Consider the following 21,206-nt stretch of genomic DNA (forward strand, 5'->3'; position numbering starts at 1 on the left):
CCCTCCTATGATTCCTATTCCAAATTACTTGATGTTTGCAAGTTGTTGTTTGATACGTTTGAAATCTCCAGCACTTACGATTGCGCTCTTACGCAATTTACGTTTTTGCTTTGTAGATTTGTTAGCGAACAAGTGACTTGTGTACGCATGAGAACGTTTAAGTTTACCAGAACCTGTTTTTTTGAAACGTTTAGCAGATCCGCGGTGAGTTTTCATTTTTGGCATTGGATGTTTCCTCCCTCTGTTACTTTACTTTTCGACTTTTGGTGCAAGCATGAGGAACATGCTGCGTCCGTCCATCTTAGGTTTTGTTTCTACTGTTGCTACTTCAGCGCAAGCTTCAGAGAAACGGTCTAACACGCGCTGTCCGATTTCTTTATGCGTAATCGCACGGCCTTTAAAGCGGATAGAAGCTTTTACTTTATCGCCCTTTTCAAGGAATTTGATTGCATTACGGAGCTTCGTGTTAAAATCATGTTCATCGATTGTCGGGCTCAACCGAACTTCTTTTAAGCTAATGATTTTTTGATTCTTACGTGCCTCTTTTTCCTTCTTCTGCTGTTCGAATCGGAACTTACCGTAGTCCATGATTCGGCAAACAGGTGGTTTTGCATTTGCAGCAACTAACACAAGGTCAAGATTGGCTTTCGTAGCAATTTCCAGAGCTTCCTGGCGGGTTTTAATCCCCAGCTGATCGCCATTTTGTCCGATCAAACGAACTTCACGCGCACGAATACCTTCATTAACTAATTGATCTTTGCTAATAGTGAGCCACCTCCATGAGATTTTGAATTGAGTTCACAATTCATTTTGACCATTTCGTTGTATGTTTTACAGGCAAACAAAAAGTGTGGGCATATAAAACACCCACACTGCGAACATTTGCATGAAAAAATAAATGTACGGTCAACCTGTCAACTACAAACACGTGTCAATCAGGTGAGAAGCGGGTGCTTCTGCTTGTGATATCTATTCAATTCGTTAATTATTCTACACAATTTTCATTTGTCCGTCAAGTAACCGAACTCTTGAAACAACTTTTTCATTTTAGCATGATTAAACGAATTGGGCAAGGCTTTTTCAAAACAATGACACCATCAAAGAATGAATTGCATAAAGATTGGGATGACAATGACGGTCACAACTCCTACGACCACAACGGCGATACTTGCCATGGCTGCTTCCACTTCACCCATCTCAATCCCAACAGAGACGCCAAGTGCATGTCCTGATGTACCGAGTGCAAGCCCTTTTGCCACTGGATTTTTAATTCGAAACCATTTTAAGAAGAAAGCACCTAGTGCATACACGATGACTGCATTAAATATGACCGCAAAGGCTGTGATATCTGCAATTCCGCCAATATCCTTTGCAATCGGAAGAGCAATTGCTGTCGTCGCTGCCTGTGGGAGCATACTTTTCATTACAGCCGCATCAAGATGAATTCCTTTTGCTACGACATACACAATTGTAATGGAACAAAGTGATCCTACAAAAATAGCGGATAAAATCTGCCACCAATATTCTTTAAGTAATGCACGCTGTTTATAAAGCGGAATAGCGAAAGCAATGGTCGCAGGCTCTAAGAAAAACTTGATAATCTTGCCGCCCTCATTATAATCTGCATAGGAAAAACCGCCAATTTTTAAAAATAAAATGCCTAACACCATGGCCACAAAAAGTGGTGTGAATAAGAAGAAGCCTTTTGATTTTTTAAATAAGAATGTACCGATTCCAAAGGCGACTAATGAGACGACTATACCAAAATAAGGACTCATCGTACTTGTACCCATCTTGCTTTCCTCCTTTAATGCGTACTTGAAGCTGGTTTATTAGAATGAGAAGGAGTCGATTTGCTCTCCTTTGTCTCTTTATGTTTCTGTGGTTTTTCTGATAATTGCATGAGAAGCTGCGAGAATAGCCCTGTCGCTGCTAGTAACATAATCGTTGCAATGATAATGACACCGACGACTTGCACACCTACTTCTTGCATGACACCTAGTGATTGAATAACCGAGATACCAGAGGGAACAAATAGAAAGCTAATGAGCCCTGTCAATGATGTACCTAATTGCTCCACCTGCTCCAGTTTGACGATTTTCGTTGTCAGCAAAACAAATAATAGAACCAGACCAATCACAGATGCAGGCATCGGAATTGGTAAATACATTGAAATGAGATTAGAAACGAACATTACGGTTGCAAAGATAAATGCTTGAGATAGAAATCCATATACTTTAGTGGCACTCATGCCCCTTCACCTCTTTCTTCGACTGCCCTCAGTATACGGCATGAAATAAATGAATGAAGCGTTTACAATCAAACTCGCCGGATTCAATGAATGAAATGCAGAAAACGAGTATTGAAATACAAACAAAAAAAGCCGTCCTACTCTAGCAGGAGCGACTTCTTTAGTTCTTTGGCGTAAGTACGGCTGACAGGAATAATCGACCCGTCTGTCATATGCAGATTATACGTCGAATTAAACCACGGCTGTACTTCTTTCATATGAGAGGTGTTCACGATATAGCTTCGATGAACCCTCATAAAGTAAGCCTCAGGCAGTTTCTTTTCAATGACCACAAGCGGTTCTGTGACCTCATACATGTGATCCTTTGTTTTCACGACCTTTTTCCCCTCACTGAGCCCTACATACATGATCTCTTCAACTTGCAGGATGACAATTGAGTCATCGACAGAGATGGCTAATTTTTGCTGATGGGGGATTTTCTCATCTGACAGCTGGTGCTCTTGCGTCTCAACAGATTTCCACTTTTTAAACTTTTGGATCGTTTGCAAAAGCCGCTCTTCATCAAATGGTTTCGTTAAGTAATCAAGCGCACTTACCTCAAACGCCTTCAGCGCGTATTGATCAAAGGCTGTCGCAAATACAATCGCTGGCGGATCAGACATCCGGTTGAGCCTTTTGGCAATATCAAATCCATTCTCACCAGATAAATCAATGTCTAAAAAGAGCAGGTCCGGCTTATGATCCACCATCCGGTCAAAAGCTGATTCTATATTTTCTGCTTCCTCTATTTGAACATCCTCTTTCGTTCTGCGTAATAAGTATTTTAATTCGTCTCTTGCTAACACTTCATCATCTACGATTAATACGTTTATCAACGAAAATCATCCTTTTTTACATAGTCCATTGGAATGCGAAATGAGATGTCAGTGCCTTGGCCGCTATGAATGGATAAAGCGGCTTGTCTGCCAAAAATCCCTCTTAACCGCTGATCTAAATTAAAAAGAGCCGTACCTGTTCCTTCTTTGGATTCAACAGGCGCTTTTAATAACTGAGCCATCTTGTCATTCTCGATTCCCTGTCCATTATCAGTCACTTTCATATAAACATGCCCATCTTTCATCAAAGCAGAAACGACGACTTCACAACTCGTTTGATGTTTAGGAAAAGCGTGTCTCACTGCGTTTTCAACAAGCACCTGAAGCACAAATGGAGGAATCATCACCTGCTCCAGCTCCTTTTCAATTTGAAAGGCCACATGGTATTTATTTGGAAACCTCGCTTGTTCAAGCGACAAATATGCCTCTACATGCTGAATTTCTTTATGCAGCGGAATCAGCAGCTGGCGGGCGCCTTGCAAATTAGACCGGAAATAAATACTCAGCTGCAGCAGCAGCTTCCTTGCCATCTCTACATTCGTTCTGCACAAAACAGAGATGGTATTAATGGCGTTAAATAAAAAGTGCGGATTCACTTGCGCTTGAAGCGCTTTGATCTCTGCATCTTTCAACAGGCGGCTTTGGGTTTCTGCCTCTCCAAGTTCAAGCTGTGTGGAGAACAGCATCGCCAAGCCTTCTGCAAGCTCCTCTTCCACCCTGCTTAATCCGACCGGAGAATTGAAATACATTTTTAATGTTCCGATCGTTTGACCATTGGAGGTGAGGGGCAGCACAATCGCTGCTTGAAGCGGGCAATGAGTGACTGAACAATTGATTTCGTCTTTCGAATGCGCCTTCATAATTTTGCCGCTCATCAATACTTGTTTCGACAGCCCTGTAATTAGGCTTTTCGATGGAATATGATGATCCGTCCCATCACCGACATGCGCTAAAATCTTTTCTGTATCGGTTAAGGAGACCGCATCTGTTTCTGTTAATCGATGAATGATCTCCGCCACACTTTTACATGACTGTTCATTTAACCCTTGGCGGAAAAAAGGCAGCGTTTGATCGGCGATCGAAAATACGCGGTGTGTCTGCATCGCCTTTGCCTGCTCTTCTTGCCGAATGACTGACTGTAAAATCGATAAAAAGATAAAGCTGCCAATTCCATTCACAAAAATCATCGGCAGGGCAATAATACTCACAAGCCCCCAAGCATCAGCAAATGGCTTTGCAAATAGAAGGATAATGATCATCTGCAAGGATTCCATTGCCACACCAAAAAGTGCGGCTTGGCGAGGTGTCACCATTCGATTCTTCCGTTTAAACCTGCTGCCGACATAGCCTGCAATCACACCGGCTAAAATCGAAGAAATCGCACAGCTGAGTGCCGTGCTCCCTCCTAATGAATAGCGATGAAGCCCAGCTAGAAGCCCTGCACCAATGCCAACAAACGGCCCTCCTATCAATCCGCCCATTTCGATCCCCATGATTCTCGTATTGGCGATCGAGCTTGATGAGCCAAGATGATAGGAAAACTCATGATTCATGACCATCTGCTGCTGGATTTCAATTCCTGTGTAATTGCTGATAATACTAAAAGAAGCAAAAATAAAGACAAGGACTGCCTTTTTTCGAAACCCTTCATTATGAAGCAATAGATTGCGAAAGCCCTTCACATGGGCAAGCACAAACCCTAAAATAACGATGATCCCCACACGCTCGATCATCATAATAATTAAATGAAGCAAACCGGCCACCTCAATTGATGTATGTTATATCTACTGTCTTTCTATTCTATCATGTGCGGTCAATGATCCAAGATCTCTCAAATCTTTTCTTTATTGCCCTCATCTTCTATTGTAAAATGAACATGAGCCGTCACTTGCAATTGAAGGTAACACATACATAACAAGGGAGAAGATCATGAAAGCCGTATTTTTCGATTTAGATGATACTTTGCTTTGGGATGAAAAAAGCATTCACACAACTTTTCAGGAAACATGCCGCGAAGCGGAAAAGAAATATGGACTGAATCCAGCAACATTTGAACAGATTGTACGTGAAGAAGCAAGAAAGCTGTACTCTTCCTATGAAACATATGATTATACTGTCATGATCGGAATTAATCCTTTCGAAGGACTGTGGTCAAATTTTAGTGAACCGATTAGCGAAGGCTTTCAAAAGCTGAATGCCCTTGCACCAGAGTATCGCAAGAACGCTTGGACAAATGGCTTAAAAGAAGCAGGAATTGACGATGAGGCATTTGGACAATATTTGGCTGATTTCTTTGCAGCAGAGCGGAGAAAACGTCCATTTGTCTATGAAGAAACGTATCCTGTTTTAGACCGCCTGAAAGGCAGCTATGAATTGCTCCTTTTAACAAACGGAGATCCTAGTCTTCAAAAGGAAAAACTGGCAGGTGTTCCTGAGCTTGCACCTTATTTTAATGAAATTGTGATTTCAGGAGATTACGGGAAAGGCAAACCTGACCCTGGCATCTTTGAGCACTGCCTTCAGCTGTTAAATCTAACAAAAGACGATGTGATCATGGTTGGAGACAATCCAAAAACAGATATTCTTGGGGCATCTCGCGCTGGGATTCAAACCGTTTGGATCAATCGACATGGCAAGAAAAATGAAACAGATGTAACGCCAGATTATGAAATCAAAGACTTACATGAATTGTTTGATATATTAAAATAGAACACAAAAACCACCCTTCTCCTGACGAGATTGGGTGTTTTTTGTGTTCTCAAACTACACAATTGCCGCTAGACTTTGTGCTTGCCGGTCTAAGCCGCGGGCTGCTTCTCCTACATTCACAAATTCCTCGCTTGCCTGCTTCACAAGATCATGGTTTGTAAACACGGTTGTCTTGGCCCGGCTCGTTCCGCTGCTGACCTTCTCTACTTCTGCATGAATCGCCTTTACATATTGATCTACTTTGACGATCGCTTCTTTTGAATCAGTTGCAAGCTTTCGAATTTCTGCCGCCACCACACTAAAGCCATTTCCATAGGAACCCGCATGGGCAGCTTCTATCGCCGCATTTAATGCAAGCAGCTGAGTTTGTGAGGAAATGCTGTTAATCGTTGCAGCAATGGAGCTGATGGACTCTACCTGCTCTGTTAATCCTTCTAGTAAGCTCATATTTTGATCTGTTTCGTTTGCTATATGATCAAAGGAGACTTTGACTCTTTGACTATGCTGGATGCCCACTTCTGCACGCTCCATTAATTTCGCAGACATCTCCTTTAAGTCGTCTACGACCTGTTTCATCGTGTTTTCTCTCTCTGTTATGTCTGTTGCGACTTTCACAACACCCACTACGTGCCCCTCTTCATTGCGGACAGGTGTATATGTCGCTTCAAGCCATAAGCTATCACCATTCTTCGTCGTCCGCTGCACCTTTTCCTGAAAGATTTGACCCTCTTTCAAACGCTTCCAGAACATGTGATAGCTTGCGTGTTCTGCAATATGCGGAGGACAGAACTGTCTATGTTTTAAACCGATCAACTCTTGCTTCGAATATCCCATGGCTTTTGCAAAAATATCATTGACCCATAGAACTTCACCTGTCACATCAAATTCAATCATCGCCAGTGAGTGTTCCAACGCACGAAGAACTGCTGACCGCTCCAATAGTTGTGATGATAAAGTGTTTGTTGTTTGCATCATCGCTTTCATTCCTCCAATTTGTCTCGAACCAACAGTACATATTTACCCATACTTTCGTACTATCTAAACGTATCATTCAAGGAACTGGATCACCAGTGGAGAATTTTTTTCAAATAGAAAAAGCCAGTGATCTCAAGAGAAAGATCACTGACTGCTTCATTGGAAGTATTATTTTTTTGCTTCTGCTACTGCATGTTTCACAAAGGCTTCAAGATCCATTGTTTCTGAATCTTGCTCTCCGTATTTTCTTACATTGACAGCGCCATTTTCTGCTTCTTGATCTCCGACGACTAGCATGTACGGGATCTTTTGCATTTGCGCTTCTCTAATTTTGTATCCAATCTTTTCATCACGGCTGTCAAGCTCTACACGAAGGCCTTCAAGCTGCAAACGTTCTTGTACTTTTTTCGCATAGTCTAAATGGACAGACGGTGAAACCGGGATGACTTGGAATTGTACAGGTGCCAGCCATGTTGGAAGGGCTCCTTTGTATTCTTCAATTAAGAAGGCAACAAAGCGCTCCATTGTAGAGACAACACCTCTATGAATCACGACCGGACGATGATGCTTGCCATCTTCTCCGATATAAGTGAGATCGAAACGCTCTGGTAGTAAGAAGTCAAGCTGTACAGTAGACAATGTCTCCTCTTTTCCAAGAGCTGTCTTGACCTGTACATCAAGCTTCGGACCATAAAATGCCGCTTCTCCTTCTGCTTCATAATAATCATGACCAAGCTCGTCCATTGCATCCTTTAGCATCGATTGCGCTTTATTCCACATCGCATCATCGTCGAAATACTTCTCAGTATCTTCTGGATCACGGTAAGATAAGCGGAATGTGTAGTCATTCAAGCCAAAGTCTTGATACACTTCTTCAATTAAGCGAACTGTACGAATGAACTCTTCTTTGATTTGATCTGGACGAACAAAGATATGTGCATCGTTTAATGTCATCCCGCGAACACGCTGAAGGCCGGATAAAGCACCTGACATTTCATAGCGGTGCATTGTACCAAGCTCTGCAATACGAATTGGCAATTCACGATAGCTATGCGGCTCGTTTTTGTAAATCATCATATGGTGCGGACAGTTCATAGGACGAAGAACAAGATCTTCGTTATCCATTTCCATCACTGGGAACATGTCTTCTTGATAATGCGCCCAGTGCCCTGAAGTTTTATACAATTCGACATTCGCAAGAACTGGTGTATACACATGCTCATAACCAAGACGTACTTCTTTATCGACAATGTAACGCTCAATAACACGGCGGATCGTTGCGCCTTTTGGCAGCCAAAGCGGTAGACCTTGACCTACCTTTTGAGAGTTCGCAAACAGTTTCAGCTCTTTTCCTAGTTTACGGTGATCGCGTTCTTTCGCTTCTTCAAGCAGGCGTAAGTGCTCATTTAAATCTTCTTTGCTGAAGAAAGCTGTACCGTAAATACGCTGAAGCATTTGATTGTTGCTGTCACCTCTCCAGTATGCACCTGCAAGGCTTAACAGCTTAAACTCTTTGATTTTCCCTGTTGATGGCAAGTGAATGCCGCGGCAGAGGTCAAAGAATTCACCCTGCTCATAAATCGTCACGGCTTCACCTTCTGGAATCGCCTCTAACAGCTCAAGCTTCAATTGATCACCAATCGCTTCAAAGCGTTTTTTCGCTTCTTCTCTTGTTACTTCAATTCGCTCAATTGGCAAATTGCTGTTAATGATTTTTTTCATTTCTTTTTCAATCTTAGGTAAGTCTTCAGGTGTGATGGCAACATCGATGTCGACATCATAGTAGAAACCATTTTCGATCACAGGACCTACGCCAAACTGGACATGATGCTCTTTTCCATAAAGACGTTTGATCGCCTGTGCTAGCAAATGTGCTGTGCTGTGGCGCATAATGTCGAGTGCTTCTTCACTTTTATCTGTGATGATCTCGATTGTTCCACTTTCTAATAGCGGCGTACGCAGATCTATTTCTTTGCCGTTCAATTTACCGGCAAGCGCTTTTTTCTTTAGGCCCGGGCTAATTGATGCCGCGATGTCTTCTGTTGTAGCTGTTTTGTCAAACTCCTTGACTGCTCCATCTGGAAATGTAAGTTGAATTTGTTCTGACATCTCTGGTCACTCCTTTTTTTGGCAATATAAAAACCCCGCCCCCTGGAAAGGGACGAGGTTGAATAAACGGAATCGTGGTTCCACCCTTTTTCCCGTATTTGCAGCTTACGTTTTCATAAGCAAACACGGCTTGTGGTTCGATAACGGGAATTCCCGTCAGCCATTACTAAAAAGTTCACAGCTGATGTTCAAAGGTGGTAAAGCAAATGGTCCTCTGCTAGGAAGCTTTCAGCCGCGGCTTCCCTCTCTTTAAGCGGGTGTTCATTTGTTCATGTCCTTATCAATACGGTCTCTGTATGAAGTTACACCGTATTATAAAACGTTTTTTCGTGAAAATCAAGAAAGCTTTTCACTTTTCTGTTCCAAATGGTCATGTACAAATTGAACATTCTGTTCTTGAAATGAATGAGCCGGGAATACCTCGACCCTTTCTTGAAAAATATTTTGAATGGTCTGCACCATCGAGTGACCCGTATCATTTGTAAATAGGTCAATCTTTTGAGGCGCTATGGATACGAGTGGTGCAATCAGCTGCGAATCAATATACATTGGATGCTCTCTTACAAACTGTCTGTCTATGTATTGTTTTTGATCACGCTCAGAAGCGTACCGAAATTCCCAAATCATCAGGCGGTCCTGATGCACAACATGTACTTTTTCGAGCTTAGGTTCTCTTGTCATCACATAGTCTCGAAGCGATTGAATGAAGTTTTGATATTCTTGTTCCATTTTGTATTCTTCAATGGAGACTTCAACATAGTTCTTCAGCCTCCTGTCATACTCTGACAGTCTAAATGTCATAAATGAACCAATTGAAAAAATACCTTGCTGTAAACAAATGGTCTCAAGCTCCTTTGTTAACAGGGCTTCTCTTGACGGTTCTTGATGAATGCCGGGAATATCATCTAAATCCCCGTTCATAATACTGTGGGCGATTGAAAGAATTTGGTGCTGCTCTTCAGGATCTTTAAATAAATAGGTGTTTTCAAGGATGCTGCGCATGCGCTCATTTTCTTTGCATTCCAAAAAAAAGTGAACCAGTAATGGCCGCACAATGGGCTCAAGTCCTTCTTCTGATTCCTTCGCCTCTATGAGAAGCCGGTCTTTCCCTTGTTGAATTGACATGTGATGCCGACTGTCCAAGTGTTCAGCAAGATGTAAAAAAGCGGCGGTATCATATTCATCTTCAAAGATTATTTCAAGCATGTTTGTCCCCCCTAACGACATCTGTTACATATATATGGGGGAAACATAAAAAATAGACGCCTAAAATAAATCAGGCATCTTTCTTTTTAAAATGAGCGGAACGGAGATAAAGATCAGATAAATCAAACAAACGATCACTAAGGCGGCATAATTGCCGCTGACAAAGCTTGAGCCAAGGACATTTAATGCAACTGTACCCGGTATTAAGCCTAAAAAAGTAGCTGCCGTGAATGCACGATAATTCGCACGTGAAACTGCTGCCGCATAGCTGACAAAGTCAAAATGGATCGGGGCAATACGCAATAACAAAATATAAAGAAACCCATGCTCCTGAATGCGGGATGTCACCGCTCTCAGCTTCCGGCTGCTTGATTCTCTGCCTTCCTTTTTTGCACGAAAGGTTGTGGCAAGCAGGAAGGAGCCTGTTGCTCCGGCGGTAGCACCAACGAGGGCATAAATCGTCCCAAGAACACTGCCGAATGCTAAACCTGCTGCCAGCGAAAAGACCGTAAGTGGGACGAGAACAAACGGGCGAAAAAGAGATAAGAACAGAAAAACAAAGGGAGCCAGCAGCCCAAATTGAAGCACCCAATTCTTCACATCTTTCGGCGCCAGCTGAAGGTGCTGTTTGTTCAGCCACCAAAGTAAAGCAGCGAGACCTGCAATCACGAGAAAAAGCAGCCATTTTCTTTTGTTCATTTCATTTGCTCCTCCTTCAGGTGATAGACGCTTTTATAAATGACGGCGGTTTTCTCCTTCGAGCAAGACTGCCTCTGCTAAATAAAGAATCCGTTCCATTAAACGAGCGGCTTTGACCTCTTCTTTTTCCCCGCGCTGTGAGTACGTAAAGTGATGTTTCAGTTCACTTGGTGAGAAATTAGAAGAGAAGAAAGTCGGCAGCTGCTCTGCCATACGGTATTGTAAGATCGTTCCGAGCAGTTCATCTCGAACCCAGCTTGTCATCGACTCTGCCCCAATATCATCAAGCATTAAAATAGGGGTGGATTTGACCATGTTCAGCTTTGCTTCCAGTGTATGATCGGCTAACGAATTTTTTAACTCTCTCACAAATTCAGGCACGTACACTAGGAGAGATGGGTATTCCTTCTCCGCTAGCTGCTGCGCAATGGCTGCCAGAATATACGTTTTTCCTACTCCAAACTTTCCGTGTAAATATAAGCCCTTCCCTTTGCCCGTCTCATCATAGCTTTGCAGGAATTGACCTACTTTTTGAATGACTTCCTGTCTTCCCACAACGTTCAGATCAGTGAACGTCGCTTGAAGAACATTTTGCGGAATGTACATGCTTTTCATAAGCTCTTGCTGTTTTTTCTGTCTATCGAGCCGCAGCTTGACTGGGCAGGGGGAATATTCAATATCAATACTCTGACCTTTGATCACAAGCTTCGGGTGATACCCGTCTAAAATCGCATTGACGTTCTCTTCATCTAAGCAATATGAACAACCCTTCGACTGCTGCACATATTCAAAAAGCCGGTTCAAGCTACGATTGATCATGTCTTCGTGTATGTCTTCTTGATGCTCCTGTAAAAAGGCCCTTACATCTTCATCAGATAACACACTCTCTTTAATCTGGTTGTATCTCACACGAAAATCTACTCGTCCTTTTAACTGTTCAAATGAACGACCGATCGGTTTCATCCCCATCTCACCTCACCTTAATGTGCATTGTACTTTTTCATATTTTTAAACTGATTTAACAGTTTTTCTTTTTCTCGTTCGAGGTCTTCTGTCGACAGACTGTCTGTTTGTTCTTTTGCCGGCTGTTCTTTCGTTTCAGTTTCTTTCATCCAGTCAGGAAGCTTCTCTTCTCGGACAACTTTCCCTGATCCATATGTGCTGCGCTGCTTTTTCTGCTGCGCCCACTCTGTCATTTGCTTGTTCTCTTCTTTGGCAATTTTCATGGCTGCCGCTACGGTTTTAATTTTCTTTCTCACCCAATGAGCGGCGATTTTTTGCATATATGTTTTCGACAGCTTCATATCTGTTTTCAGTAATGTATAGTAGATCAAAACGTTCATGACACCTGGCTCTAGCTGCTGCTCGAGCATAATATCTTCGACAATTCTTAAGTCGGCATACGTTGGCTCAATGCCGTCTGCCATATCTTTTAGCAGTTCCCGAGGCGAAATATGATCGAGCTTTTCAATCAATTTCGCATCTGGCGTATCTGCTAGCGCTTTTGAAGCATCTTGACGCAGGTGTCTAGGCTGTTTTTGATCAATGAGTTTTGGCTGCTCGCCTCTGTATTCGATTTGGTACCAGTCTCTTGCGGCTTTTCTCAGCTCTTCTGTTGAGATCATTTGATCCGAACCGCAGGCGCCTGCTACAATATTTTGCATTTGAAGCGGAGTGATGCCGTATACAACGGCTAACTTCTTAATGGTTTCTTTCACCTGCTTTGTCAAAGCCTTTCTTGGAATCATCATATCAGACATGCCCGCTAACAATAGATCGAAATCAAAGGATTCGTCTGAAAGCGGAGCCGGCTGACTCGATCCAACGGTCACATATTCATAGCCCTGATCAAGTGATGACGCCCGATTGATTTCTTCTGTCATCCTGCGTTCACCTGGCTGCAATACGTGAAAGACTTCTTCAAACGACCGCGAGATGTTCTTTGCCTCTGCAGGAACACCTGGATAAGAAAAATAATCACGAAGCTGCATATATTTTGCTTTCTCTACACGATGGTACAGCAGGACATTCAGCATACCATCCTGGAAAAACTCATCTGGTCTTAGCGGCGGCACAAGCTCATATGTAAACAGTCTGCCTTCTTCCGTTTCCTGTTCATATGTGCGAAGTAAACCGATCGCTTCAAGCTTTAAACGTTCCTCAAAAATATCATTTAAATTCGTTTGCAGCATGACCATGAGCTGCCGATGAGGTGCGGGTTTCCCCCACATACGATTTTGTTCCAGCTCTCCCCACAGCGTCATGTATAAGCTGAAAGCGGACATGCCAATAAGCGGCTGATATAAAAGAGTGATGAGCTGTCTATCGATGTCACCGAGCAATGAAGCGCTTTTGACGACATACGGATCGACGGCTAGCACTTCCTTCCAATGCTCTGTCATATGCTGATCCTCCCCATGAATTGCAATTGTTTCTATTGTACACCCTTTTTGCGTTTTACGCTTTACGCAGGAAAAAGAGCGTGAAGAATCTTCAGCTCTTTTTTAGCGTTCTTTCTTTAATAAATCTTTTAATTCATCAATAAAGACGTTGATATCTTTAAACTGCCGGTAAACTGAGGCAAACCTGACGTAAGACACTTCATCAATTTTTGCCAGCTCGTCCATCACCATTTCACCTACAAGCTCACTTTTCACTTCTGACATGCCTTGATTACGCAGTTCTTTTTCGATGTTAAAGCAGACATCCTCCAGCTGCTTTAAAGCAACAGGACGCTTTTCACACGCTTTAATGAGTCCTCTCAGCATCTTTTCGCGGCTGAATTCTTCTCGAATCCCTTCTTTTTTCACCACAATCAGCGGTAATTCTTCTAATTTCTCAAACGTCGTAAAGCGATACTGGCAGCTTTCGCACTCTCTTCTACGACGGATGGATTTCCCTTCATCTACTGGTCTTGAATCAAGCACCCTTGTGCCAAGGTGCTGACATGTGGGACATTTCATTTCATCAGCTCCGATCTATTCTTGGAAGTTGTTTGTCTAGTTCATCATAAAGGGACAAAACGGCCTTCTGACTATAACCAAAATCTGTTGGCAGGACCGTTTCTGTTGTCACATTAAAATCGACAGCTGTTTCAAAAGGACGAATTGAAATGACAGTCGCTACGAGAAAGGCTTTTTTCGGCATTCTGATGTTTGCGCTGATTTCACCTCGTTCTGCTGAAACAGATGTCACTTGATAGGAATCGTTTCGGGAAAGCATGGCTTCCACCGCTTGAAAAACTTGTGCATTCGTCATTTTGTAGTAATGGCTTTTCAGTTCTGACACTGGATGCTCGTCAGATGTTTCTGTATGGTTTGACATGAACCGTTTGAACTTTTGTCCTAAAGTCATATACGTATCCCCTTTGCCATAATGCCTCTTCTTTATTTTATAAAAAAAACCTTTGTTTTCCTAGAACAAAAGTATAGACAAGTTGGGGAATGTTGGATTTTGTATATCAAAGAAATATAAAAAGGAGCATAACACAAAGGCATTTCAATGCTTTTGGCCAGCTCCCATTGCAATCTTTTTTATGTTTACAGTGCTTTGGCTTGTGCCTGTTTCACTTGTACAGGTCCCATGCCTCGAGGAATTTCGATGTTTTCTCTTGTTTCGGCACCTAATTCATCTCCGATATGATCTGCTGCGATATTCGGATCTAGGTCGCCGCAAGTATAAACATCTATGCTCGCATAACCATGTTCAGGAAAGCTGTGAATTGTCAGATGAGATTCAGAAATAATGACAACTCCACTTACTCCTTGAGGTGCAAATTTGTGAAAAGCAACCTCTCTTACTTCAGCTCCTGATTTCAAAGCTGCATTTACAAACGTTTTTTCAATAAAATCCATGTCGTTCAGTTTATCACAGTCGCATCCCCATAGCTCGGAGATAACGTGACGTCCGATTGTTTCCATCATGGACCCCCCTTAAACAAGAATGAAAGAGTGAAGTTCTAAGCAGCCGGACCGGACATATACCACGGGGGAAAGTTAGTCCAAAGAGGTCCTAACCCTTTAAGTATACCCGAATGAGTCTGCGAACAAGAAGTTCACGAAAAATAGTATACTTTGTTTAGACCCATTTTGCAAGCTGTGTTTTCAATGGGATTTTCTCTCATTTCTTGAAAAGGGACGTTCGTCTTCTTCATTTCAAACAGCAGAAAGCTCTTTCATCTGCGAACCGACAAACTTCACAAGATCCACCACTCTGCATGAATAACCCCATTCATTGTCATACCATGCAAGAACTTTTACTTTTCTATCCTCCATCACCATCGTTGTCAGTCCATCCACGACAGCTGAATAAGGATTCGTGTTAAAGTCTGTAGAAACAAGCGGCTCATCCGTGTAGTCTAAAATACCGGATAGAGAAGTTTTTGATGCATTTGAGAAGGCTGCATTTACTTCTTCTGCTGTGACATCTTTTTTCAAGTCGACGACAAGATCAACCATCGATACATTGGAAACTGGCACGCGCAGTGCAAGTCCATGCAATTTCCCTTTCATGTGCGGCAGCACTAAAGAAAGCGCTTTAGCGGCACCCGTCGTAGTTGGAATGATGGACTGGGCACACGCTCTAGCCCGGCGCAAATCCTTATGCGGGTTGTCGATATTTTTTTGATCATTTGTATACGCATGAACCGTTGTCATTAAGCCGTTGTCGATGCCGAATTCATCATCTAACAATTTAACAACTGGTGCTAAACAGTTTGTTGTACAAGATGCGTTTGAAATAATGACGTGCTTTTCAGGATCAAGATCATCTTCATTGACACCCATCACAATTGTAATGTCTTCATTTTTACCTGGAGCTGTGAGTACGACCTTTTTCGCTCCGGCATCTATATGGCCCATCGCTTGTTCTTTTGAATTAAATTTCCCTGTTGCTTCTATGACGATATCAATCCCAAGCTCTCCCCATGGAAGCTGCTTTGGGTCTCTGTCATTGAGCAAAAGCACTCTTTTCCCATTTACAATCAGTGCGTCATCTTCTGCTGTCACATCGCATTCGTAACGTCCATGATTTGTGTCATATTTAATTAAATGTGCTAGCGTTTCGGCAGGATAGCTTGCGTTCACCGCTACAATTTGAATTTGATCATCAAGCATTGCTTTTCTGAAGACCATGCGTCCAATTCTGCCAAACCCATTGATCGCTGCTTTTACCTTCATGAACAGGTCACTCCTCTATTATGTGTTATACTCAATAAATTTATTTATGAAATTAGTATATCACATTAGAATGTAATTGCCAGTATATAAACGTATATTTTCTAAAAAGGGCTGTTCTTTTCAAAGGAAATAAGAATAAAGCATAAAAAAAGAAGAGTACGTGTATGTACTCTTACTTATCTGTATGTTCCCATTCATTTAATATGTTCTGCAATTGCTTTCTGATAAAAGCGAGATCTTGTGTGTTTTCTATCACGCGGTCTGCTTTTTTACATTTCTCTTCAAGGGGCTGCTGAGAGTGAATCCGATTCAGCGCTTCTTCCTCACTGAGGTCGTTTCGATTCATGAGTCGTGATAGCTGTAATTCTGGTGTTGTATACACCACAATGATCCGGTCGACAAGACTTTCCAGCTGACTTTCAAATAAAAGCGGGATATCAAGGACAACGAATGTTTCTTGGCTGTTGATCCCTTCATCTCGCTGCCTGAGCATTTCCTTTCGCACTTCTGGATGAACGATCGCATTCAGCTGCTTTCGTTTCTCTTCATTAGAAAAAATAATGGCTCCCAGCTCCTGCCGGTTCAGCTCTCCATTTGGCAGGAGGACACCCTCACCAAAGGTTTGAACGATATGATGAAGGGCGGATGTTCCTTTGGAGACCGCTTCTTTTGCAATCACATCTGCGTCCACAACCCGAATGCCCTGCTCTTTTATCATCTGCGAGACTGTGCTTTTTCCGCTAGCAATCCCGCCTGTTAATCCAATGACAAGCGTCAATTGATTTCCTCCTTTTACAGCTTCCAAACCCCAATTAATATGAGCAGAAGCCCTGGTAAGCATGCGAGTTTATTGATCCAGCGCCAATTTGCCAAGTAATGACCGGCACGCAGCCCGATACACACAAAAAGTGAGCTCATCACTGCCACCGTGATACTCATAACAATTGGAGAAAAGCCAAGAATCGCTGCGCCAATCCCTGCGCCAAATGCATCAATGGATAAAGCAATTCCAAGAAGTACCGCTTCCATTCCATTAATCGTCCCAGATCGGTCAATATCTGCACTTGTCGGCTTTCTTAAAATGTGAATGACAAGCCCAAGCGATTGTACTTCCACATTGAGCAATGTCTTTTCATGAAGAAGCAAATCACGCTCTTTCGCTGGTTTGTAAAATTGATACAGGACCCAAAGGCCAATGGCAATTAAAATGCCTCCCCCCAGTTTATCGGTCACTGAGACAGGGAGAAATGCCGTCAGCAGGCTGCCAATCAGCATAGAAATGAGCAGCACAATCCCTGAGCAGCATGCAATAATGACGATGGCTTTAAATGGGATCCTCATTTTGCGAAGCCCATACGTAAAGCCTACAGAAAAGCTGTCGATGCTGACTGCAATAGCTAAAAACAGGAGCGAAATCGAAATCATACCTGAACTCTTCCTTTCTGTTCATGCAACGATGATCAAGAGTCTCTAGGCGTCCTTAGACTCTTCTTCACTATATGAAGAGCAGGTGGGCTGTGTGTCAGTCTACACCTTGCTGAAAAATGAATGTTTTTTATCGTATGCATAGCAAAAAGGAAGCATGCTCATGGCTAAACTTTATTGAGGACGTTTTTGGCAGGTCACACAAAAGTGCGTGCCGCGCCCTCCGACCACTGTTTTCTCGATGATACTTCCGCATGTTTGGCAAGGCTCTCCCCGCCGGTCATATACAAGAAGCTGCAGCTGAAATGTTCCAATATCTCCTTGTGAGTTGATATAAGAACGAATCGTGCTTCCTCCCGCATCTACCGCTACTTGAAGCGTATCGATGATCTGTTTGTGAAGCACTTTGCAGGATTCCTGGCTGAGCTGATTCGCTTTCGTTTCTGGATGAATACCTGATTTAAACAAGACCTCATCTACGTAAATGTTACCAAGTCCTACGACAATCTTTTGATCAAGCAGTGCTGTTTTAACCACGCGGGTTGTTTTTTTCAACTGCTCCCATAAATACTCAGGAGTGAACTGTTCATCAAATGGTTCATATCCCAGCTGAGAAAGCGGGAGTTCCTTTTCCTCTTCACCCGGCTGAAATAAATGCATCGTGCCAAATTTACGCACATCATGGTACCGAAGCTCAGTACCATCTGTAAACGTAAAGACGACGTGTACGTGTTTATCATAAGGCTCATGCGCTTCATGTACACGGTATTTCCCTTCCATCCTTAAATGGGAGACCATCACATAATGGTCTAAATGAAAGAGGAGGAACTTCCCTCTTCTTTCAATGGTTTGTATGGTTTCTCCTACCATTCTTCTTGCGAACTCTTCCGGCTCCCCAGGACGTTTGATGATGTTTGGCCATTTGATATCGACCGTTTCAATCGTCTTTCCTTCGACTAACCGCTTGAGAGTGCGCCGGACGGTTTCAACTTCTGGTAATTCCGGCATGCTCCTCGCTCCTTTTTCTCTCTATTATTTATTTCGCATCGTACCAAGATGGACCTGAAGCAAAATCAACTTTTAGCGGCACATCAAGCTGAAGTGCGTTTTCCATGACTTCAGGAACAATCTTTTCAAGGATGGCGATTTCTTCTTTCGGCGCTTCGAAGATCAATTCATCGTGCACCTGTAATAAAAGATTTGCCTGCAGGTTTTCTTCTTTGAGCCTTCGCGCCATATCAATCATCGCTTTTTTAATAATATCGGCTGCACTGCCTTGGATCGGTGTGTTCATGGCTGTTCGTTCTGCAAAGCTTTTGATATTAAAATTACGGCTTGTGATATCCGGGATATACCGTCTGCGTTTGAGAAGCGTCGTGACGTAGCCTTTTTGTTTCGCTTCCTGGACGATTTCTTCCATATAGGTTTTCACGCCTTTAAAGCTTGTTAAATAGCGCTCGATAAATGCGGCTGCTTCTTTTCTTGTGATCCCAAGGTTTTGAGAAAGTCCATAATCGCTAATTCCATATACAATACCGAAGTTTACCGCTTTGGCTTGTCTTCTCATAGCGGAAGTCACTTCTTCTTCTGAGACATGGAACACGTCCATCGCAGTTTTCGTGTGAATGTCCATGTCTTGCGTAAATGCTTCGATCAAATTCTCATCTTGTGAAATATGAGCGAGTACACGCAGCTCGATTTGTGAATAGTCAGCTGCAAACATGAGCCAGCCTTCTTTTGAAGGAACGAATGCTTGACGAATCTTCCGTCCTTCTTCTAAACGAATCGGGATGTTTTGAAGATTCGGATCTGTTGAGCTTAATCTTCCTGTTTGGGTGAGTGCTTGATTAAATCTTGTATGCACTTTATGAGTATCCTTACGCGTTACTTTCATTAAGCCTTCCACATAGGTCGATTGCAGCTTTCCAATTTGCCTGTAATGCAGAATGGATCGAATGATTTCATGCTTATCTTCAAGCTTTTCAAGCACATCCGCAGACGTCGAGTAGCCTGTTTTTGTCTTCTTAATAATCGGCAGACCTAATTTTTCAAAAAGGATGACGCCAAGCTGTTTAGGAGAATTGATGTTAAACGTTTCTCCTGCTAAGCGGTGAATGGTTTCTTCATATTCTTTGAGCTTTTTCGTTAATTCTTCACCCATTTTCTCTAGGCGTTTTATATCTACCTTTACTCCAAGAGATTCCATTTCACCTAAGATGAGAGCAAGTGGCAGCTCTAAATCTTCATACAGTTCGTGCTGATCATTTTTTTCTAATGCTTCAAGTGTTAAATCATGCAAGGCTGAGATCGCCGCTGCTTTTCGTCCAAGATGTTCTTTCAGTTCATCTTCAGGTGGAATCGCCTGCTTTGCTCCTTTTCCGTATACTTTTTCATCAGAAAGAGCGATATTCAGACCATATTCCTTCGCTACACTCGCGACGTCCTCATATGATTTCTGCGGGTTGACGACATAGGAAGCGAGCAGAACATCATTATCGACACCTTTTAGATCGACATCATGCCATCTGAGGGCGACAACTGCTCTTTTTGAATCAAAGACCCATTTTTTCTTCGTTTCATCCTGTACCCATTCTTTAAATGCTTCTGATTGAAGCGCATCTTCTTTCGTGATAAAAAACGCACCATTTTCATTATGGATCGCAAAACCGATCAAATCCGCTTCGTGATAATTATCTCCAAGCTGTTCTACCACAAGGGCTGCATGATCTGTCAGCATGTCGTCCGTTACAGCTGTCATTTTTTTCACTTCTAATGCATCTACTTCGACCTGTTCATCTGTTTCTGGTGCTTCTCCTAGACGCTCTAGCAGCGTTTGAAAGCCCAGTTCTTTATAAAGAGAGATCACTTGATCCATGTGAGGGCCTTCGTATGCGAGATCTTTGCTTGACACATCAATAGGTGCTTCTACAAGAATCGTCGCCAGCTCTTTACTCATGACTGCTTGTTCTTTATATTCTTCAAGTTTTTCTTTTAGCTTTTTCCCGCTCACTTCATCAATATGTTCAAGCAGGTTCTCAACTGTTTCAAACTGCTTTAACAATTTAATCGCTGTTTTTTCGCCTACACCTGGGACGCCTGGGATATTATCTGAGGAATCTCCCATCAGCCCTTTCATATCAATGATTTGATCTGGTCGCAGGCCATATTTTTCTTCAATATGAGCAGGTGTGTAATATTCTACTTCTGTGATGCCTTTTTTCGTAATAGCCACTGTCGTATGATCTGTTGAGAGCTGTGTTAAGTCCTTATCTCCTGAGAAGATTTTGACTTCAAAGCCGTCTTTTTCTGCCTCGACAGCCAATGTACCGATAATATCATCTGCTTCATATTGAGGAAGCTCGTACCTTTTCACCTGATAGGCATCTAATAGTTCACGGATGAACGGCATTTGTTCTGATAGCTCTGGCGGAGTTTTTTGTCTTCCACCTTTATATTCTTTAAATGTCTCGTGGCGGAATGTTGTTTTTCCCGCATCAAATGCGACGAGCATATGGGTAGGCTTCTCGTCCTCCAGCATCTTCATTAAGATCATCGCAAAGCCATAAATAGCATTTGTATGTACGCCTTTATCATTTGATAATAGCGGCAAAGCAAAGAAGGCTCGATATGCGAGGCTGTTTCCATCCACTAACACTAATTTCTTTTTGTCTGTCATGTTTTAATCCTCCATCGGCTGAGCCATCTCAGCCGTCTCTTTCACACATTGTATCTTCATTTTATCAAAGTTTATTTTGAAAAGAAAATAGTCGAGCCTGCACA

At 42.5% G+C, this 21,206-nt stretch carries 21 protein-coding genes and 2 other annotated features; of the genes, 1 reads left to right on the top strand and 20 read right to left on the bottom strand.

The window, feature by feature from the left end; all coding sequences use genetic code 11:
* Positions 1-24: 24 nt before the first annotated feature.
* The 6 genes from rpmI to C6Y06_RS12245 form a co-directional block, all read right to left on the bottom strand.
* On the bottom strand, positions 25-225 hold the full coding sequence (gene rpmI / locus C6Y06_RS12220; RefSeq protein WP_003216324.1) for a 50S ribosomal protein L35: 201 nt from the start codon (positions 223-225) through the stop codon (positions 25-27).
* A 24-nt stretch (positions 226-249) separates the two neighbouring features.
* Positions 250-765: a translation initiation factor IF-3 gene (gene infC / locus C6Y06_RS12225; RefSeq protein WP_024718649.1), complete on the bottom strand. Its 516-nt coding sequence runs from the start codon at positions 763-765 to the stop codon at positions 250-252.
* Positions 766-836: 71 nt separating this feature from the next.
* Positions 837-968: a sequence feature (ribosomal protein L20 leader region), on the bottom strand.
* Between the two features lie 129 nt (positions 969-1,097).
* Entirely contained in the window at positions 1,098-1,793 is a 696-nt protein-coding gene (gene lrgB, locus C6Y06_RS12230) for an antiholin-like protein LrgB (RefSeq protein ID WP_189288357.1), read from the bottom strand.
* Between the two features lie 14 nt (positions 1,794-1,807).
* Positions 1,808-2,251 carry an antiholin-like murein hydrolase modulator LrgA gene (lrgA, locus tag C6Y06_RS12235; protein ID WP_060596969.1) on the bottom strand — a complete coding sequence of 148 codons (444 nt, stop codon included), beginning with the start codon at positions 2,249-2,251 and terminating at the stop codon, positions 1,808-1,810.
* 137 nt (positions 2,252-2,388) lie between these two features.
* Positions 2,389-3,126 (bottom strand): LytR/AlgR family response regulator transcription factor, encoded by a 738-nt coding sequence (locus C6Y06_RS12240; protein ID WP_034661809.1) that lies wholly within the window; start codon positions 3,124-3,126, stop codon positions 2,389-2,391.
* Positions 3,123-4,880 (bottom strand): sensor histidine kinase, encoded by a 1,758-nt coding sequence (locus C6Y06_RS12245; protein ID WP_060596970.1) that lies wholly within the window; start codon positions 4,878-4,880, stop codon positions 3,123-3,125. The genes C6Y06_RS12240 and C6Y06_RS12245 overlap by 4 nt, the downstream gene beginning before the upstream one ends.
* Positions 4,881-5,055: 175 nt before the next feature.
* On the opposite strand from C6Y06_RS12245, the gene C6Y06_RS12250 reads away from it, so the two are divergent.
* Complete coding sequence (locus C6Y06_RS12250; RefSeq protein ID WP_060596971.1) at positions 5,056-5,835, top strand: HAD family hydrolase; 780 nt, start codon at positions 5,056-5,058, stop codon at positions 5,833-5,835.
* Between the two features lie 54 nt (positions 5,836-5,889).
* Here the strand turns inward: C6Y06_RS12250 and C6Y06_RS12255 are convergent, their stop codons facing one another.
* The 14 genes from C6Y06_RS12255 to polA form a co-directional block, all read right to left on the bottom strand.
* A complete protein-coding gene (locus tag C6Y06_RS12255) occupies positions 5,890-6,810 on the bottom strand; it encodes a methyl-accepting chemotaxis protein (protein WP_060596972.1) in 921 nt (306 codons plus the stop codon).
* A gap of 168 nt (positions 6,811-6,978) precedes the next feature.
* Positions 6,979-8,919, bottom strand: coding sequence for a threonine--tRNA ligase (thrS, locus tag C6Y06_RS12260; protein WP_034661816.1), 1,941 nt, complete (start codon positions 8,917-8,919; stop codon positions 6,979-6,981).
* Between the two features lie 45 nt (positions 8,920-8,964).
* Positions 8,965-9,212, bottom strand: a binding site (T-box leader).
* Positions 9,213-9,255: 43 nt separating this feature from the next.
* A complete protein-coding gene (ytxC, locus tag C6Y06_RS12270; RefSeq protein ID WP_106036951.1) occupies positions 9,256-10,125 on the bottom strand; it encodes a putative sporulation protein YtxC in 870 nt (289 codons plus the stop codon).
* A gap of 60 nt (positions 10,126-10,185) precedes the next feature.
* Complete coding sequence (locus C6Y06_RS12275; protein ID WP_060596974.1) at positions 10,186-10,824, bottom strand: TVP38/TMEM64 family protein; 639 nt, start codon at positions 10,822-10,824, stop codon at positions 10,186-10,188.
* A 33-nt stretch (positions 10,825-10,857) separates the two neighbouring features.
* Entirely contained in the window at positions 10,858-11,787 is a 930-nt protein-coding gene (gene dnaI, locus C6Y06_RS12280) for a primosomal protein DnaI (RefSeq protein WP_106037010.1), read from the bottom strand.
* 17 nt (positions 11,788-11,804) lie between these two features.
* The gene (gene dnaB, locus C6Y06_RS12285) at positions 11,805-13,226 is read right to left on the bottom strand and encodes a replicative helicase loading/DNA remodeling protein DnaB (RefSeq protein ID WP_106036952.1); all 1,422 of its coding nucleotides are present in this window, start codon (positions 13,224-13,226) and stop codon (positions 11,805-11,807) included.
* Positions 13,227-13,328: 102 nt separating this feature from the next.
* A complete protein-coding gene (gene nrdR, locus C6Y06_RS12290; RefSeq protein WP_003216720.1) occupies positions 13,329-13,787 on the bottom strand; it encodes a transcriptional regulator NrdR in 459 nt (152 codons plus the stop codon).
* 4 nt (positions 13,788-13,791) lie between these two features.
* Positions 13,792-14,178 carry a hypothetical protein gene (locus tag C6Y06_RS12295; protein ID WP_060596976.1) on the bottom strand — a complete coding sequence of 129 codons (387 nt, stop codon included), beginning with the start codon at positions 14,176-14,178 and terminating at the stop codon, positions 13,792-13,794.
* Positions 14,179-14,363: 185 nt separating this feature from the next.
* The gene (gene speD, locus C6Y06_RS12300) at positions 14,364-14,744 is read right to left on the bottom strand and encodes an adenosylmethionine decarboxylase (protein WP_003216492.1); all 381 of its coding nucleotides are present in this window, start codon (positions 14,742-14,744) and stop codon (positions 14,364-14,366) included.
* 234 nt (positions 14,745-14,978) lie between these two features.
* Complete coding sequence (locus tag C6Y06_RS12305; RefSeq protein ID WP_060596977.1) at positions 14,979-16,001, bottom strand: glyceraldehyde-3-phosphate dehydrogenase; 1,023 nt, start codon at positions 15,999-16,001, stop codon at positions 14,979-14,981.
* 172 nt (positions 16,002-16,173) lie between these two features.
* Positions 16,174-16,779: a dephospho-CoA kinase gene (gene coaE / locus C6Y06_RS12310; RefSeq protein ID WP_034661832.1), complete on the bottom strand. Its 606-nt coding sequence runs from the start codon at positions 16,777-16,779 to the stop codon at positions 16,174-16,176.
* Positions 16,780-16,793: 14 nt separating this feature from the next.
* Positions 16,794-17,426: a sporulation membrane protein YtaF gene (gene ytaF, locus C6Y06_RS12315; RefSeq protein ID WP_066030566.1), complete on the bottom strand. Its 633-nt coding sequence runs from the start codon at positions 17,424-17,426 to the stop codon at positions 16,794-16,796.
* A gap of 174 nt (positions 17,427-17,600) precedes the next feature.
* Positions 17,601-18,434, bottom strand: coding sequence for a DNA-formamidopyrimidine glycosylase (mutM, locus tag C6Y06_RS12320; RefSeq protein WP_106031193.1), 834 nt, complete (start codon positions 18,432-18,434; stop codon positions 17,601-17,603).
* 28 nt (positions 18,435-18,462) lie between these two features.
* Positions 18,463-21,102, bottom strand: coding sequence for a DNA polymerase I (gene polA, locus C6Y06_RS12325; protein ID WP_106036953.1), 2,640 nt, complete (start codon positions 21,100-21,102; stop codon positions 18,463-18,465).
* Between the last annotated feature and the right edge of the window lie 104 nt (positions 21,103-21,206).

It is taken from the genome of Bacillus sp. MZGC1 (assembly GCF_002998605.1).
Lineage (GTDB): Bacteria > Bacillota > Bacilli > Bacillales > Bacillaceae > Bacillus.